Genomic DNA, 14,461 nt, shown 5'->3' with positions numbered 1-14,461 from the left:
ATGACGGATAACACGACAGCGCCGCTCTATTCACTTCGTGGATTGCAGCTGATTGGCTGGCGCGATATGCAACATGCGCTGAATTACCTGTTTGCCGATGGGCAAATGAAGCAGGGTACGCTGGTGGCGATCAATGCTGAGAAAATGCTGACCGCAGAAGATGACCCGGAAGTCAGGGCGTTGATTGATGCCGCTGAGTTTAAATATGCGGATGGCATTAGCGTCGTGCGCTCAGTGCGTAAGAAATTCCCCCAGGCGCAGGTTTCACGGGTGGCCGGGGCCGATCTCTGGGAAGAGCTGATGGCGCGCGCCGGTAAAGAAGGGACGCCTGTTTTTCTGGTCGGCGGTAAGCCGGAGGTGCTGGCGCAGACGGAAGCGAAACTGCGTGCGCAGTGGAACGTCAATATTGTCGGTAGCCAGGACGGTTATTTTAAACCTGAGCAGCGCCAGGCGCTGTTTGAGCGCATCCATGCCAGCGGGGCGAAGATTGTGACCGTGGCAATGGGATCGCCGAAACAAGAAATCCTGATGCGCGACTGTCGGGTGATTCATCCTCAGGCCTTATATATGGGGGTGGGCGGCACCTACGATGTCTTTACCGGTCATGTGAAACGCGCGCCCAAAATGTGGCAGACGCTGGGGCTGGAGTGGCTGTATCGCCTGCTGTCTCAGCCGAGCCGTATCACCCGCCAGCTGCGTCTGTTGCGCTATCTCCGCTGGCATTACACCGGCAATCTCTGAACGCTGCTTTTCTTACGGGCAGCGCATTCTGCTTAATACGTTGCTCGCCTCCCACATTTTTGTTCCTTTTTTACACAAAACATGCATTTTTTTAATGCTTCATTTGCCATTTTGCCAAATTTAAGAAACCATTCGCATCGCTTGATGTACCCATAACAATAACCGGCAACAACGCCGGAACGAGTGCAAACACGACAAGAGGATTTATGGCAGAGAAAAAACCGGAGCTACAGCGTGGGCTGGAAGCTCGTCATATCGAATTGATCGCCCTTGGGGGCACGATTGGCGTTGGGCTGTTTATGGGCGCCGCCAGTACGCTGAAATGGGCGGGGCCCTCCGTGCTGCTGGCGTATATCGTCGCCGGGCTGTTCGTCTTTTTCATCATGCGCTCAATGGGCGAAATGCTGTTCCTGGAGCCGGTTACTGGCTCATTCGCCGTTTATGCGCACCGTTACATGAGCCCCTTCTTTGGCTATCTCACCGCGTGGTCATACTGGTTTATGTGGATGGCGGTGGGGATATCGGAAATAACCGCTATCGGGGTATACGTGCAGTTCTGGTTCCCGGATATGGCGCAATGGATACCCGCCCTGATCGCCGTTGGGCTGGTGGCGCTGGCTAATCTGGCCGCCGTCCGTCTGTATGGCGAAATCGAGTTCTGGTTTGCGATGATCAAAGTCACCACCATCATTGTGATGATTGTGGTCGGACTGGGGGTGATTTTCTTTGGCTTTGGCAATGGCGGCCAGGCGATCGGTTTTGGCAACCTGACGGAACACGGCGGCTTCTTTGCCGGTGGCTGGAAAGGGTTCCTGACGGCGTTGTGTATTGTGGTCGCCTCCTATCAGGGCGTGGAGCTGATCGGCATTACCGCGGGTGAAGCGAAGAATCCGCAGGTTACGCTGCGCAGCGCGGTAGGCAAGGTACTGTGGCGTATCCTGATTTTCTATGTAGGGGCGATTTTCGTTATCGTGACAATCTTCCCGTGGAACGAAATCGGCAGTAACGGCAGCCCGTTTGTACTCACTTTTGCCAAAATCGGGATTACCGCTGCGGCGGGCATTATTAACTTCGTGGTGCTGACCGCCGCGCTTTCCGGCTGTAACAGCGGCATGTATAGCTGCGGACGTATGCTGTATGCTCTGGCGAAAAACCGCCAGCTTCCGGCGGCGATGGCGAAAGTCTCCCGTCATGGCGTACCGGTCGCCGGGGTGGCGCTGTCGATCGCGATTCTGCTGATTGGCTCATGCCTGAACTACATTATTCCGAACCCGCAGCGGGTGTTTGTGTATGTCTACAGCGCCAGCGTATTGCCGGGTATGGTGCCGTGGTTCGTGATCCTGATTAGCCAGTTGCGTTTCCGTCGTGCTCATAAAGACGCGATGATCAGCCATCCTTTCCGTTCTATTATGTTCCCGTGGGCGAATTATTTGACGATGGCGTTCCTGGTTTGCGTTTTAATTGGCATGTACTTGAATGAAGATACCCGTATGTCGCTGTTTGTCGGCATCATCTTCCTGCTTGCCGTCACGCTCGTCTACAAGGTTTTCGGCCTGAATCGCGCCGGAACTGCCCACAAGGTGGGGGAATAAGCAGCAAAACGCGCAAAGCGTAACCAAACGCGCATTTTATTTAAAAAGGCACTAGACAGAGGGGTGGGAAGTCCGTATTATCCACCCCCGCAACGGCGCTAAGCGCCCGTAGCTCAGCTGGATAGAGCGCTGCCCTCCGGAGGCAGAGGTCTCAGGTTCGAATCCTGTCGGGCGCACCATTTACCCGGTGCTGGAGCTGCGGTGGTTTTAATACCGCGTAAAAGATTTCAGTGGTGGCTATAGCTCAGTTGGTAGAGCCCTGGATTGTGATTCCAGTTGTCGTGGGTTCGAATCCCATTAGCCACCCCATTATTAAAAGTTGTGAAATGCGAAGGTGGCGGAATTGGTAGACGCGCTAGCTTCAGGTGTTAGTGTCCTTACGGACGTGGGGGTTCAAGTCCCCCCCCTCGCACCACGACTTAAAGAGTTGAACTAAAAATTCAAAAAAAGCAGTACATCGGCGAGTAGCGCAGCTTGGTAGCGCAACTGGTTTGGGACCAGTGGGTCGGAGGTTCGAATCCTCTCTCGCCGACCAATTTTGAACCCCGCTTCGGCGGGGTTTTTTGTTTTCACCTCTTCTTCCTCTTCTTCCTCTTCTTTCCCGATCCCCTGTATCGCTGTCGCAATGTTGAGACATTCCAGGCTTCTGTTGTCGCTATCTGGTGACGTCTAACATTATGATTTATAAATAATTATTGGTATTGCGTGTTATTTGTCTCCGTTCAGAGACAAAGAGGGGATTTTTATGGCGAAGAAGGCTGGCAGAAACCGCCGCAGAGCCGCGAATGGCCTGATACGTTAAAAAGTCTGAATCCTTATTTTTGGCGGTGCAATCCTGGCATGCAATGTGCAATAATATCCCTGTAGATGCTCATTCCATCTCTTATGTTCGCCTTAGTGCCTCATAAACTCAGGAATGATGCAGAGCCGTGTACGGTGCTTATCGTCCACAGACAGATGTCGCTTACGCCTCATCAAACACCATGGACATAACGTTGAGTGAAGCACCCATTTATGTTGTCATACAGACCTGTTTTGACGCCTGCTCATTTGAGCAGGCGTTTTTTTATGGGGAAGCGGAAGAGAACTGCCGGATGGCGGTTTCGCTTTATCCGGCCTACGGTGACCTGGCAGGCCCGGTAAGCGTAGCGCCACCGGGCAATGGGGAATTACTGCGGAGGATTGTTCTGCAAGGTCAGCATAAGACCGTCGCGGCGCATGGTGGCCGCTTCTTCCGGCTGATGCAACCGGTCCAGCGCATCGGCGAGCCAGGCGTAGTCGTAGGCGTCAGGGCGTTGCTTGAGCGCGGCGCGGAAAGCGAACGTAGCCTCCTGCCATTCGCCATGCTTCATCAATGACTGACCCAGCGTGCTCCACAGTAGCGGGCGATCGCCAACGGTTTTAATCTGCTGGCGCAGCACTTTTTCCAGCTGCTCCGGGTTGTTGGTTTTCAGGCGCGGGATCGGCAGAACCAGGCGGTCGTCATACTGGCGCTTCAGGCCGTCGATGATGATCTGCTGCGCCATATCGTGATCGTCACACTCAATCAGATGTTCTGCCATTGCCACTTGCAGCGGAACCTGGTGGCGAGTTTTACGGCTCTGGTTCTTCCACCATTCGCGTAATCCTTCGCTGCCCTGATCGGCTCGCGCCTGATCCATCAGCCCAATCCAGGCCTGCTGTTCCAGCATGGCGCGATGTTCTTCATCACCGACGTTGGCCTTCGCCATTGACGGGATGATGTCCAGTAGCGAACTCCATGCTCCGGTGCGGATGTAAGCCTGTTCCGCCAGGCGCAGCACTTCTGGATGACGCGGGGTAACTTCCAGCAGTTTATCCACGCCGTGACGCGCCGCATGATTCTCGTTGCGCGCCAGTTGCAGACGTACGCGGGCGATCTCCACCGGAATCGTGTCATTGCCCGCCAGTTCTGCGGCACGTTCCAGATGCTGATTAGCGCGCGCTTCGTCACCACGCTGCTGCGCGGCTTCGGCGGCCAGCAGATAGTTCACCACCGGCTGTTCAGCGTGATCGGCATTCTTCGCCATCAGCTTCTCAACCTGCTGGTAATCGCCTTCCGCCAGCTTAAGCAGCGCCTGTTCGGTCTGCTTACGTGCGCGGCGGCGTTTACGCCCAACAAACCAGCCGCGAGTGTGCGCGCCGGTGCGGAAAACGCGTCGCAGCAGCCACTCAATGGCGAACAGAATGACCATCATAACGATCAGGATGATCACCAGCCCCGTTACGCTGGTCTCAATGTTGTAATTATCGGTCTGGATCAGCACATAGCCCTGATGACCGGCGATCATTGGGCCTATGACGATACCGGCGATCAACAACACAAAGAGCAATAATACTTTCAGCATCATTATTCTCCTTGCGGCGCGGCTGCCGGTGCTTCTGCCTGCGGAGCAGGGGCCTGAGCCGCTTCGGTCGTGGCTGCCGCCGGTTGCGCCAGCAGGTTACGCACGCGAGTCTGCATCAGTTTTTCAAGAATCGGCTGGCTCTGTAACGTCTCCGGCACGTCCATCGTGATGCTCTGTTGACTCAGTTTATCCACGTCATCAAGAAACGCTTTGGTTGTTGCGTCGTCGGTGTCGTAGTACGCGCGTACCCAGGTGGAGACATTATCCAGCGCCTGACGGTAAGTCTCTTCCTGATGACGCGGCACGGCTTGCGCCGCCACTAACAGGCGGGAACGGATGTTTTCACGTAAGTAAACGTCCTGGTTCGGCGCCAGCAGCGGGACGGCGGTGTCATCACGACGGCGAATAGTAATAAAGCTGTCCATAAAGTTCTGCCAGCTTTTTTGCAGGTTAACGCGCCATTCGCTGATAGAGCTGGACAGCTCGGTGCTGTCGGAGTCCATTGGTGAATCGTCGGTGTTGTTATCGGCCAGACGCAGGTTATCAATCTGGTTAGAGAGCTGGTTCACTTTAAGGATAATGCCGTCGTAGTCCACCTGCGCCACCGCCGACAGGCTGGCAATATCATCGGTAATGGCGCGGCGCGCGGCGATCAGACTGGGATCGTTCATGTCCGCCAGGCTGGCATCCGCGCTTTTGAGCAGCGCCGCAGCGGTGGTGACATCCTGATCGCTCCACAATTTACGTCCGGCGAGTTTGACCAGAAAATCAGATTGCGCCAGCAGCCAGGTTTTGGCATCGCTGCCGGAGATCGTCGCGACTTTCTGTTGCACTTCATCCAGCTGTTTCGCCAGCGCGGCCTGTTGGCGATTTGCATCATCCAGTTGCGTCGCCTGCTGTTTGATAATGCCTTCCAGCTCCGCTTTTTGGCTTTCCTGGGCTTTTTGCAGCGCCGTAAGTTGGTTAACCAGCGCATCGCTGGTGGCCGTTTGTTTAACGGCCTGCTGCTTTCCCCAGCCATACAGACCGACGCCCGCCGCCAGGGCAATGGCGATTGCCACCGCACTCAATACCAGCGCGGCGCCGTTCTTACTCTTCTTTTCTGCATTGACTGGCTGCGGCGTGGTTTCCACGGCCTCCCTGGTCTCTTCAACCACGGCGGAGGATTTTTCTTGTTCCGTCATTATGGCATCCCATTATGAGAGTTATTGTAATGCGCGCAGTAGCGCATCGTTGTCGGCGTTATCAGCGACCTTAATATCTTGCCAGCCCAGTTCCCGGGCGAGGTGCGCCAGACGCTCACTGACGACCAGCAGCCGACAGCGTAGTAACCAGTGCTCACGATACCACTGCGGGATCAGCGACCAGAGCTGTTGCAGCATTTCGCCGCTGGTGACAACAATCGTCGTCACGCCGCGAGAGTGCCAGCGCATCGCCTCTTCCGCACCATCGTAATGTTTTGCACTGCGTTGATAACATTCACAAAAGGTGACTTCAGCGCCGCGTTCTGTGAGGGTTTTGCCTAACAGTTCACGCCCGCCGTTGCCCCGTAAAATAAGCGCTCGTTTTCCCGCAATATTTTGTAATTCAGGTAATTGTAGCAAGACTTCGCTGATTTCCCGATCCAGAGGATAGCGAATATCGCATCCGCTAACGGTATGCAGCGCCAGCGCCGTTGTGCGCCCGATGGCGAAGTAGCATGGCTGCACAGGCCAGCCCAGCCCCTGCTGTTGCAGTTGGGCGTGGGCAAAGGTGACGGCGTGTTGCGAGAGGGCGAACACCAGATCGTTGTCCGTGAGCGCCGCCAGGCGATCGGCAAGCGTTGCCAGTTCCCGGCCCGGCGTAAACTCAATAAGCGGAAAACTCCAGGCCACCTGCCCCAGTGTGCGCAGACGGCTCACTAACTCTTCCCCGGAGGGAGACGGGCGGGTGACCAGAATACTCATGCGGGCGCTTCTCCGTTATAAACCTCGGTCAGAATCGCGCGGGCGCCGTTTTCCAGCAGCTCTTCCGCCAGGGAAATGCCCATTTGCGCGGCGTCCTGCGGCAATCCGCGACGTTCTCCGCGAATCATCTGCGAACCGTCAGGCGCGCCAACCAACGCACGCAGCCAGACTTCACCATCAATGATTTCAGCATAGCTGCCAATCGGCACCTGACAGCCCCCTTCCAGGCGGGTGTTCATGGCGCGTTCGGCTTTTACACGTAGCGCGGTTTCTTCATGGTTCAGCGGCGCTAACAGCGCCTGAGTACGTGCGTCATCCAGTCGGCATTCAATGCCCACTGCGCCTTGCCCTACGGCAGGGAGAGAGATTTCGGGAGGCAGCGCGGTGCGAATACGCGACGTCAGACCTAACCGTTTTAACCCGGCAACCGCCAGGATAATTGCGTCATAATCACCGTTATCGAGCTTGCTCAGGCGTGTGCCGACGTTGCCGCGCAACGAGCGGATGATGAGATCCGGGCGACGCTCGGCCAACTGGCACTGGCGACGCAAACTTGATGTGCCGACGATGCTGCCTGCGGGCAGTTCATCAAGATTGTTGTATTGGTTCGAGACGAAAGCATCGCGTGGATCTTCGCGTTCGCAAATCGTGACCAGGCCAAGCCCTTGCGGGAATTCTACCGGCACATCTTTCATCGAATGCACGGCGATATCGGCGCGCTTTTCCAGCAGCGCGACTTCCAGCTCTTTTACAAACAAGCCCTTACCGCCCACTTTTGCCAGAGGGGTGTCCAGAATCACGTCGCCGCGCGTTACCATCGGCACCAGTTCCACGACCAGTCCCGGATGCTGTGCTATCAACGCGTCTTTGACATAATGTGCCTGCCAGAGCGCAAGGGGGCTTTGGCGTGTGGCAATTCTTAAAACATTGTCTAACATGCTTGTTACCGTCATTATCGTCCGTGGACCATCCTAACATCCTTACAAGTGGGATGTCAGTGTTACGGTCAAAGGTGAGTAAGAGGATCAGGCGCGGCGTCGCGACTGGCAGTGAATAATGACGAGAAACCGCCTGACCGTATTAAGGAATTTACACGCAGCTAACGGTGCTACACTTGTATGTAGTGCATCTTTCTTTACGGTCAATGAGCAAGGTGTTAAATTGATCACGTTTTAGACCATTTTTTCGTCTTTACCCCTTAATGGGGAGAAGGATGAAAAAGGTAACGGTTATTTTTGACATACGGTTTATCCCGAATGGTTTGGTTGTCCGCACTCGCGATGGCAATCAGACGCATGACGGGTAGCAACATCAGGCGATACGTCTTGTACCTCTATATTGAGACTTTGAAACAGAGACTGGATGCCATCAATCAATTGCGTGTGGATCGCGCGCTTGCTGCCATGGGCCCTGCCTTCCAGCAGGTATACAGTCTGCTGCCGACATTATTGCACTACCATAATCCGCTGATGCCGGGTTACCTCGACGGTAACGTTCCCAAGGGCATATGCTTTTACACGCCTGATGAAACCCAACGCCACTACCTGAATGAACTTGAACTGTACCGGGGTATGTCCCCGCAGGACCCGCCGAAAGGTGAGCTGCCGATCACCGGCGTGTACTCAATGGGCAGTACATCTTCAGTAGGGCAAAGCTGTTCTTCTGACCTGGATATCTGGGTCTGCCACCAGTCCTGGCTTGATAGCGAAGAGCGCCAGTTGCTGCAACGTAAATGCAGCCTGCTGGAAAGCTGGGCCGCTTCGCTGGGCGTGGAAGTCAGCTTCTTCCTGATCGACGAAAACCGTTTCCGCCATAATGAAAGCGGCAGTCTGGGTGGTGAAGACTGCGGCTCGACGCAGCACATCCTGCTGCTCGACGAATTTTATCGCACCGCTGTGCGTCTGGCCGGTAAGCGTATTCTGTGGAATATGGTGCCGTGCGACGAAGAAGAGCATTACGACGACTACGTCATGACGCTTTACGCGCAGGGTGTCCTCACGCCAAACGAATGGCTGGACCTGGGCGGATTAAGCTCACTCTCCGCCGAAGAGTACTTTGGCGCCAGCCTCTGGCAGTTGTACAAGAGTATTGATTCCCCGTACAAAGCGGTGCTGAAAACGCTGCTGCTGGAAGCCTACTCCTGGGAATATCCCAATCCGCGCCTGTTGGCGAAAGACATTAAACAGCGCCTGCATGACGGCGAGATCGTTTCGTTTGGTCTCGACCCGTATTGCATGATGCTGGAACGCGTGACCGAATACCTTACGGCTATCGAAGATCCGACGCGTCTTGATTTAGTCCGTCGATGTTTCTACTTAAAAGTGTGTGAGAAACTGAGCCGCGAACGCGCCTGCGTTGGCTGGCGTCGTGAAGTGTTAAGTCAGTTAGTGAACGAGTGGGGATGGGACGACGCCCGTCTGACAATGCTCGACAACCGGGCGAACTGGAAGATCGATCAGGTACGCGAAGCGCATAACGAACTGCTCGACGCCATGATGCAGAGCTATCGTAATCTGATCCGTTTTGCCCGCCGTAACAATCTCAGCGTTAGCGCCAGCCCGCAGGATATTGGCGTGCTGACGCGTAAACTGTATGCCGCATTTGAAGCCCTGCCGGGCAAAGTGACGCTGGTGAACCCGCAGATTTCACCGGATCTCTCCGAACCGAACCTGACCTTTATCCATGTGCCGCCGGGCCGGGCCAACCGTTCTGGCTGGTATCTCTACAACCGTGCGCCGAACATGGATTCGATCATCAGCCATCAGCCGCTGGAATATAACCGCTACCTGAACAAACTGGTGGCGTGGGCCTGGTTTAACGGTTTGCTGACGTCGCGTACCCACCTGTTTATTAAGGGCAACGGCATTGTGGATCTGCCTAAGTTGCAGGAGATGGTGGCCGATGTGTCGCACCATTTCCCGCTGCGTTTGCCTGCGCCAACGCCGAAAGCGCTCTACAGTCCGTGTGAAATTCGCCACCTGGCGATTATCGTTAACCTTGAATATGACCCGACGGCGGCGTTCCGCAATCAGGTGGTGCATTTTGATTTCCGTAAGCTGGATGTCTTCAGCTTTGGCGAAGAGCAAAACTGCCTGGTCGGCAGTGTCGACCTGTTGTATCGCAACTCGTGGAACGAAGTGCGTACCCTGCACTTCAACGGCGAACAGGCGATGATTGAAGCGCTGAAAACGATTCTCGGCAAAATGCACCAGGATGCCGCGCCGCCGGACAGCGTGGAAGTGTTCTGCTATAGCCAGCATCTGCGCGGCCTGATCCGCACCCGCGTACAGCAACTGGTCTCCGAGTGCATTGAACTGCGCCTCTCCAGCACCCGCCAGGAAACCGGACGTTTTAAAGCGCTGCGCGTTTCGGGCCAAACCTGGGGGCTGTTCTTCGAGCGCCTGAATGTTTCGGTGCAGAAACTGGAAAACGCCATTGAGTTTTACGGCGCGATTTCGCACAACAAACTTCACGGACTTTCCGTTCAGGTTGAGACCAACCATGTGAAATTACCGTCGGTGGTGGATGGGTTCGCCAGCGAAGGGATCATCCAGTTCTTCTTTGAAGAAACCGGCGATGAGAAAGGCTTTAATATTTATATTCTGGACGAGAGTAACCGGGCGGAAGTGTATCACCACTGCGAAGGCAGCAAAGAAGAGCTGGTACGCGACGTGAGCCGCTTTTATTCGTCGTCGCACGATCGCTTCACCTACGGCTCCAGCTTCATCAACTTCAACCTGCCGCAGTTCTACCAGATTGTGAATACCGATGGTCGCGAGCAGGTCATTCCGTTCCGTACCCAGCCCATCAGCGCCGTGCCACCGGCAAACCAGGACAACGACGCGCCGCTGTTGCAGCAGTATTTCTCGTGAACATGATGCCGGGTGGCGGTGTTACAAATGACGCGAGATACGTAGGCCGGATAAGCGCAGCGCCATCCGGCAATAAAACTTAGCGGAAGCTCACCGCTTCTCCAGCCTGTTGTGTCGCGGCCTGCTCCAGCAGATCCCAGAAGGTTTCGCCGCTGCGATCGCAAATCCATTCGTCGCCTTTCAGGTCAAAATGGTAGCCGCCCTGTTTGGTCGCCAGCCATACCTGGTGCAGCGGCTCCTGACGGTTGATGATGATTTTGCTGCCGTTCTCAAAGGTAATGGTTAGCACGCCGCCGTTGATTTCGCAGTCGATATCGCTGTCGCCGTCCCAGTCGTCCAGACGTTCTTCAATGGTCATCCACAGGGTGTCTGCGAGGCGATGAAATTCACTGTCGTTCATTGTTGTTTCCCGTTTTTTACGTGATGGCGGCAGTATAACCTGGAAGAATTCATGATGCAGTTTTCAGCCAACTCTTGCTTTTACGTCTTCTCCTGCGATGATAGAAAACAGAAAGCATGAACTTACAGGCAATCCATAATGAAAAATGTGTTTCAGGCACTCGCTGTACTTCTCACTCTGTTCAGCCTGACCGGCTGCGGTCTGAAAGGCCCGCTCTATTTTCCACCTGCTGACAAAAACGCGCCGCCGCCGACGCATGAGGTTGATTCGCAAATCCAATCGACGACGCCCGATCAAAACGATCGCGCTACGGGAGACGGCCCTTCTCAGGTGAACTATTGACGGTACGTTTCTGTCCCCGCGTAAATGGAGTGAATGATGCAATTCTCTAAAATGCATGGCCTTGGCAACGATTTTATGGTCGTCGACGCGGTAACGCAGAATGTCTTTTTCTCGCCGGAGTTGATCCGCCGCCTGTCAGACAGGCATCTGGGCGTGGGGTTCGACCAGCTTTTGGTTGTCGAGCCTCCTTACGATCCTGAACTGGATTTTCATTACCGCATCTTCAACGCCGATGGCAGCGAAGTGTCGCAGTGCGGTAACGGCGCCCGCTGCTTTGCGCGATTTGTGCGTCTGAAAGGACTGACCAATAAGCGCGATATCCGCGTCAGCACGGCCAATGGCCGGATGGTGCTGAGCGTCACAGATGATGAGCTGGTGCGGGTGAACATGGGTGAGCCAAACTTTGAACCCGCGCAGGTTCCTTTTCGCGCCAACAAAGCGGAAAAGACCTATATTATGCGAGCGGCCGAGCAGACAATATTGTGCGGCGTGGTTTCAATGGGGAACCCGCACTGCGTGATTCAGGTCGATAATATCGACACGGCGGCAGTCGAAACGCTGGGACCGGTTCTGGAAAGCCATGAACGTTTTCCAGAACGAGCGAATATTGGGTTTATGCAGGTTGTGAAGCGCGAGCATATCCGATTACGCGTTTATGAACGTGGGGCAGGAGAAACTCAGGCCTGCGGCAGCGGCGCATGCGCCGCCGTTGCGGTGGGCATTCAGCAGGGTTTGCTGGCAGAAGAAGTACGCGTGGAATTACCTGGCGGTCGCCTTGATATCGCCTGGAAAGGCCCGGGTCATCCGTTGTATATGACTGGCCCGGCGGCACATGTCTACGACGGATTTATTCATCTATGAAGCAACCAGGGGAAGAACTACAGGAAACACAGATGGAACTGGACGACCGGGCGGTCGTCGATTATCTACTGCGTAACCCTGAGTTTTTTATCCGTAATGCGCGCGCCGTTGAGGCGATGCGCGTTCCGCATCCCGTGCGGGGTACGGTGTCGCTTGTTGAGTGGCACATGGCCCGCGCCCGGAATCATATCCATGTTCTTGAAGAGAACATGACGCTGCTAATGGAACAGGCGAATGCCAACGAAAGCCTGTTCTACCGTCTGCTGCATTTGCAGGGACGGCTGGTTTCCGCCAGTAGCCTGGATGAAATGCTGATGCGTTTTCATCGCTGGGCGCGGGAGCTGGGGCTGGCGGGCGCGACCATCCGGCTGTTTCCCGATCGCTGGCGACTCGGCGCGCCGTCGAATCATACCCATCTGGCGTTAAGCCGTCAGGCCTTTGAACCGCTGCGTATCCAGCGTCTGGGGCAGGCGCAACACTATCTTGGCCCATTGAATGGCCCGGAACTGCTGGTGGTGCTGCCTGAAGCCAAAGCGATTGGCTCGGTGGCGATGTCGATGCTGGGGCGCGATGGCGATCTGGGGGTCATACTCTTCAGTAGCCGCGATGTGCATCATTACCAGCAGGGGCAGGGGACACAGTTACTGCAAGAAATCGCCTTGATGTTGCCGGAACTGCTGGAGCGCTGGATTGAACGTGTATGACCGAATTATCGCTTTCTCAGGACGTTGCGCGCTTCTTGCGTTACTTGGGCGTAGAACGGCAACTTAGCCCCATCACGCTACTGAACTATCAGCGTCAGCTTGATGCCATTATCGTTTTAGCCGGAGAAACCGGTCTGCAAAGCTGGCAACAATGTGACGCTGCGATGGTGCGCGCTTTCGCGGTACGCAGCCGCCGTAAAGGGTTAGGGCCCGCTAGCCTGGCGTTGCGCCTCTCTGCTTTACGCAGTTTCTTTGACTGGCTGGTGAGCCAGGGCGAACTCAACGCCAACCCGGCGAAAGGCGTCTCTGCGCCGAAAGCGCCTCGCCACCTGCCGAAAAATATCGACGTGGATGATATTAACCGACTGCTGGATATCGACCTTAACGATCCGCTTGCCGTGCGCGATCGGGCGATGCTGGAGGTGATGTACGGCGCGGGGTTGCGTTTGTCTGAACTGGTGGGGTTAGACATCAAACACCTCGATCTCGATACGGGCGAAGTGTGGGTGATGGGGAAGGGCAGCAAAGAACGGCGTCTGCCCATTGGCCGCAATGCGGTGGCGTGGATTGAGCATTGGCTGGATCTGCGCGGCCTGTTCGGCAGCGATGACGATGCGCTGTTTCTCTCGAAGCTCGGGAAACGGATCTCCGCGCGCAATGTACAAAAACGGTTTGCGGAGTGGGGCATTAAGCAAGGGCTGAACAGCCATGTCCATCCGCATAAACTGCGTCACTCGTTCGCTACCCATATGCTGGAGTCGAGCGGCGACCTGCGCGGCGTGCAGGAGCTGTTAGGCCATGCCAACCTGTCCACCACGCAAATCTATACTCATCTTGATTTTCAACACCTGGCCTCGGTGTACGATGCGGCGCATCCACGCGCCAAACGGGGGAAATAATGCGTTTTTACCGGCCTTTGGGACACATCTCAGCACTCACGTTCGATCTGGATGACACCCTTTATGATAACCGTCCGGTTATCCTGCGCACCGAGCAGGAAGCGCTCACCTTTGTGCAAAACTACCATCCTGCGCTGCGTACATTGCAGAATGCCGACCTGTATCGCCTGCGTCAGGCGGTACGTGAAGCAGAGCCGGAAATTTATCATGATGTGACGCGATGGCGTCATCGCGCCGTGGAGCGCGCCATGCTGGAAGCAGGCCTGTCGGCGGAAGAGGCAATGGCGGGGGCGAACGCCGCGATGATCAATTTCGCAAAGTGGCGCAGCCGTATCGATGTTCCGCAAGTGACGCATGACACGCTGAAGCGGCTTGCAAAAAAATGGCCGCTGGTGGCCATTACTAACGGCAATGCGCAGCCGGAGCTGTTTGGGCTGGGCGATTACTTCGAATTTGTGCTGCGCGCAGGCCCGGACGGGCGTTCTAAACCGTTCAGCGACATGTACTCTCTGGCGGCGGAGAAGCTCAACATGCCGATCGGCGAGATCCTCCACGTCGGCGACGATCTGACGACCGATGTCGCCGGGGCGATCCGCTGTGGAATGCAGGCCTGCTGGATCAAACCGGAAAATGCCGACCTGATGCAGACCACTGACAGCCGTTTACTGCCGCATATCGAAATTTCACGGTTGGCATCTTTGACCTCGCTGATATAATCACCAGCAGTATTGTATATAT

General features: G+C 55.5%; 13 protein-coding genes and 4 tRNA genes. 12 read left to right on the top strand and 5 right to left on the bottom strand.

Annotation, left to right across the window (positions count from 1 at the left end):
- The 6 genes from wecG to OGX81_RS06465 all read left to right on the top strand — a co-directional run bounded on the left by wecG (nucleotide 1) and on the right by OGX81_RS06465 (nucleotide 2,868).
- Entirely contained in the window at nucleotides 1–741 is a 741-nt protein-coding gene (wecG, locus tag OGX81_RS06490; RefSeq protein WP_012131145.1) for a lipopolysaccharide N-acetylmannosaminouronosyltransferase, read from the top strand.
- A gap of 206 nt (nucleotides 742–947) precedes the next feature.
- Entirely contained in the window at nucleotides 948–2,333 is a 1,386-nt protein-coding gene (gene thrP / locus OGX81_RS06485) for a bifunctional threonine/serine APC transporter ThrP (protein WP_012131146.1), read from the top strand.
- Nucleotides 2,334–2,435: 102 nt separating this feature from the next.
- Nucleotides 2,436–2,512 (top strand) — tRNA-Arg (locus tag OGX81_RS06480).
- A gap of 54 nt (nucleotides 2,513–2,566) precedes the next feature.
- Nucleotides 2,567–2,642: transfer RNA gene (locus OGX81_RS06475), tRNA-His, on the top strand.
- 19 nt (nucleotides 2,643–2,661) lie between these two features.
- Nucleotides 2,662–2,748 (top strand) — tRNA-Leu (locus tag OGX81_RS06470).
- Between the two features lie 43 nt (nucleotides 2,749–2,791).
- Nucleotides 2,792–2,868, top strand: a tRNA-Pro gene (locus OGX81_RS06465).
- A gap of 634 nt (nucleotides 2,869–3,502) precedes the next feature.
- Here the strand turns inward: OGX81_RS06465 and hemY are convergent.
- From hemY to hemC, 4 genes are read right to left on the bottom strand one after another with little or no spacing between them, the layout of a single operon-like run.
- Nucleotides 3,503–4,699: a protoheme IX biogenesis protein HemY gene (gene hemY / locus OGX81_RS06460; protein ID WP_047460000.1), complete on the bottom strand. Its 1,197-nt coding sequence runs from the start codon at nucleotides 4,697–4,699 to the stop codon at nucleotides 3,503–3,505.
- Between the two features lie 2 nt (nucleotides 4,700–4,701).
- On the bottom strand, nucleotides 4,702–5,883 hold the full coding sequence (hemX, locus tag OGX81_RS06455) for a uroporphyrinogen-III C-methyltransferase (protein ID WP_110123561.1): 1,182 nt from the start codon (nucleotides 5,881–5,883) through the stop codon (nucleotides 4,702–4,704).
- 21 nt (nucleotides 5,884–5,904) lie between these two features.
- Nucleotides 5,905–6,645 carry a uroporphyrinogen-III synthase gene (gene hemD, locus OGX81_RS06450; protein ID WP_104867959.1) on the bottom strand — a complete coding sequence of 247 codons (741 nt, stop codon included), beginning with the start codon at nucleotides 6,643–6,645 and terminating at the stop codon, nucleotides 5,905–5,907.
- Nucleotides 6,642–7,583, bottom strand: a complete 942-nt coding sequence (gene hemC, locus OGX81_RS06445; RefSeq protein ID WP_047463827.1) for a hydroxymethylbilane synthase — start codon at nucleotides 7,581–7,583, stop codon at nucleotides 6,642–6,644. The genes hemD and hemC overlap by 4 nt, the downstream gene beginning before the upstream one ends.
- A gap of 387 nt (nucleotides 7,584–7,970) precedes the next feature.
- Between hemC and cyaA the strand changes: the two genes are divergently transcribed.
- Nucleotides 7,971–10,517, top strand: a complete 2,547-nt coding sequence (gene cyaA / locus OGX81_RS06440; protein WP_012131151.1) for a class I adenylate cyclase — start codon at nucleotides 7,971–7,973, stop codon at nucleotides 10,515–10,517.
- Between the two features lie 79 nt (nucleotides 10,518–10,596).
- Here the strand turns inward: cyaA and cyaY are convergent, their stop codons facing one another.
- Complete coding sequence (gene cyaY / locus OGX81_RS06435; protein ID WP_047459992.1) at nucleotides 10,597–10,917, bottom strand: iron donor protein CyaY; 321 nt, start codon at nucleotides 10,915–10,917, stop codon at nucleotides 10,597–10,599.
- A 138-nt stretch (nucleotides 10,918–11,055) separates the two neighbouring features.
- On the opposite strand from cyaY, the gene lptM reads away from it, so the two are divergent.
- Genes lptM through yigB form a run of 5 tightly spaced genes read left to right on the top strand, consistent with a single transcriptional unit; the run spans nucleotide 11,056 to nucleotide 14,439 of the window.
- Nucleotides 11,056–11,259 carry an LPS translocon maturation chaperone LptM gene (gene lptM / locus OGX81_RS06430; protein WP_012131153.1) on the top strand — a complete coding sequence of 68 codons (204 nt, stop codon included), beginning with the start codon at nucleotides 11,056–11,058 and terminating at the stop codon, nucleotides 11,257–11,259.
- A 36-nt stretch (nucleotides 11,260–11,295) separates the two neighbouring features.
- A complete protein-coding gene (gene dapF, locus OGX81_RS06425; RefSeq protein WP_024130100.1) occupies nucleotides 11,296–12,120 on the top strand; it encodes a diaminopimelate epimerase in 825 nt (274 codons plus the stop codon).
- On the top strand, nucleotides 12,117–12,824 hold the full coding sequence (locus tag OGX81_RS06420; RefSeq protein ID WP_012131155.1) for a DUF484 domain-containing protein: 708 nt from the start codon (nucleotides 12,117–12,119) through the stop codon (nucleotides 12,822–12,824). The genes dapF and OGX81_RS06420 overlap by 4 nt, the downstream gene beginning before the upstream one ends.
- The gene (gene xerC, locus OGX81_RS06415; protein ID WP_060816126.1) at nucleotides 12,821–13,723 is read left to right on the top strand and encodes a tyrosine recombinase XerC; all 903 of its coding nucleotides are present in this window, start codon (nucleotides 12,821–12,823) and stop codon (nucleotides 13,721–13,723) included. Before OGX81_RS06420 ends, xerC begins: the two co-directional genes overlap by 4 nt.
- Nucleotides 13,723–14,439: a 5-amino-6-(5-phospho-D-ribitylamino)uracil phosphatase YigB gene (gene yigB, locus OGX81_RS06410; protein WP_012131157.1), complete on the top strand. Its 717-nt coding sequence runs from the start codon at nucleotides 13,723–13,725 to the stop codon at nucleotides 14,437–14,439. Before xerC ends, yigB begins: the two co-directional genes overlap by 1 nt.
- Nucleotides 14,440–14,461 lie beyond the last annotated feature (22 nt).

Source organism: Citrobacter sp. CK206 (assembly GCF_030333125.1).
Taxonomy (GTDB): domain Bacteria; phylum Pseudomonadota; class Gammaproteobacteria; order Enterobacterales; family Enterobacteriaceae; genus Citrobacter_B; species Citrobacter_B koseri.
This window is presented reverse-complemented; position numbering and strand designations above follow the sequence as displayed.

Excerpts from the sequence above, each read along its gene's own strand:
- dapF (WP_024130100.1), top strand. The coding sequence starts at position 11,296 with ATGCAATTCTCTAAAATGCATGGCCTTGGCAACGATTTTATGGTCGTC.
- hemD (WP_104867959.1), bottom strand. The coding sequence starts at position 6,645 with ATGAGTATTCTGGTCACCCGCCCGTCTCCCTCCGGGGAAGAGTTAGTG.
- xerC (WP_060816126.1), top strand. The coding sequence starts at position 12,821 with ATGACCGAATTATCGCTTTCTCAGGACGTTGCGCGCTTCTTGCGTTAC.
- cyaY (WP_047459992.1), bottom strand. The coding sequence starts at position 10,917 with ATGAACGACAGTGAATTTCATCGCCTCGCAGACACCCTGTGGATGACC.
- OGX81_RS06420 (WP_012131155.1), top strand. The coding sequence starts at position 12,117 with ATGAAGCAACCAGGGGAAGAACTACAGGAAACACAGATGGAACTGGAC.
- hemY (WP_047460000.1), bottom strand. The coding sequence starts at position 4,699 with ATGCTGAAAGTATTATTGCTCTTTGTGTTGTTGATCGCCGGTATCGTC.
- yigB (WP_012131157.1), top strand. The coding sequence starts at position 13,723 with ATGCGTTTTTACCGGCCTTTGGGACACATCTCAGCACTCACGTTCGAT.
- hemC (WP_047463827.1), bottom strand. The coding sequence starts at position 7,583 with ATGTTAGACAATGTTTTAAGAATTGCCACACGCCAAAGCCCCCTTGCG.
- lptM (WP_012131153.1), top strand. The coding sequence starts at position 11,056 with ATGAAAAATGTGTTTCAGGCACTCGCTGTACTTCTCACTCTGTTCAGC.
- thrP (WP_012131146.1), top strand. The coding sequence starts at position 948 with ATGGCAGAGAAAAAACCGGAGCTACAGCGTGGGCTGGAAGCTCGTCAT.
- wecG (WP_012131145.1), top strand. The coding sequence starts at position 1 with ATGACGGATAACACGACAGCGCCGCTCTATTCACTTCGTGGATTGCAG.
- hemX (WP_110123561.1), bottom strand. The coding sequence starts at position 5,883 with ATGACGGAACAAGAAAAATCCTCCGCCGTGGTTGAAGAGACCAGGGAG.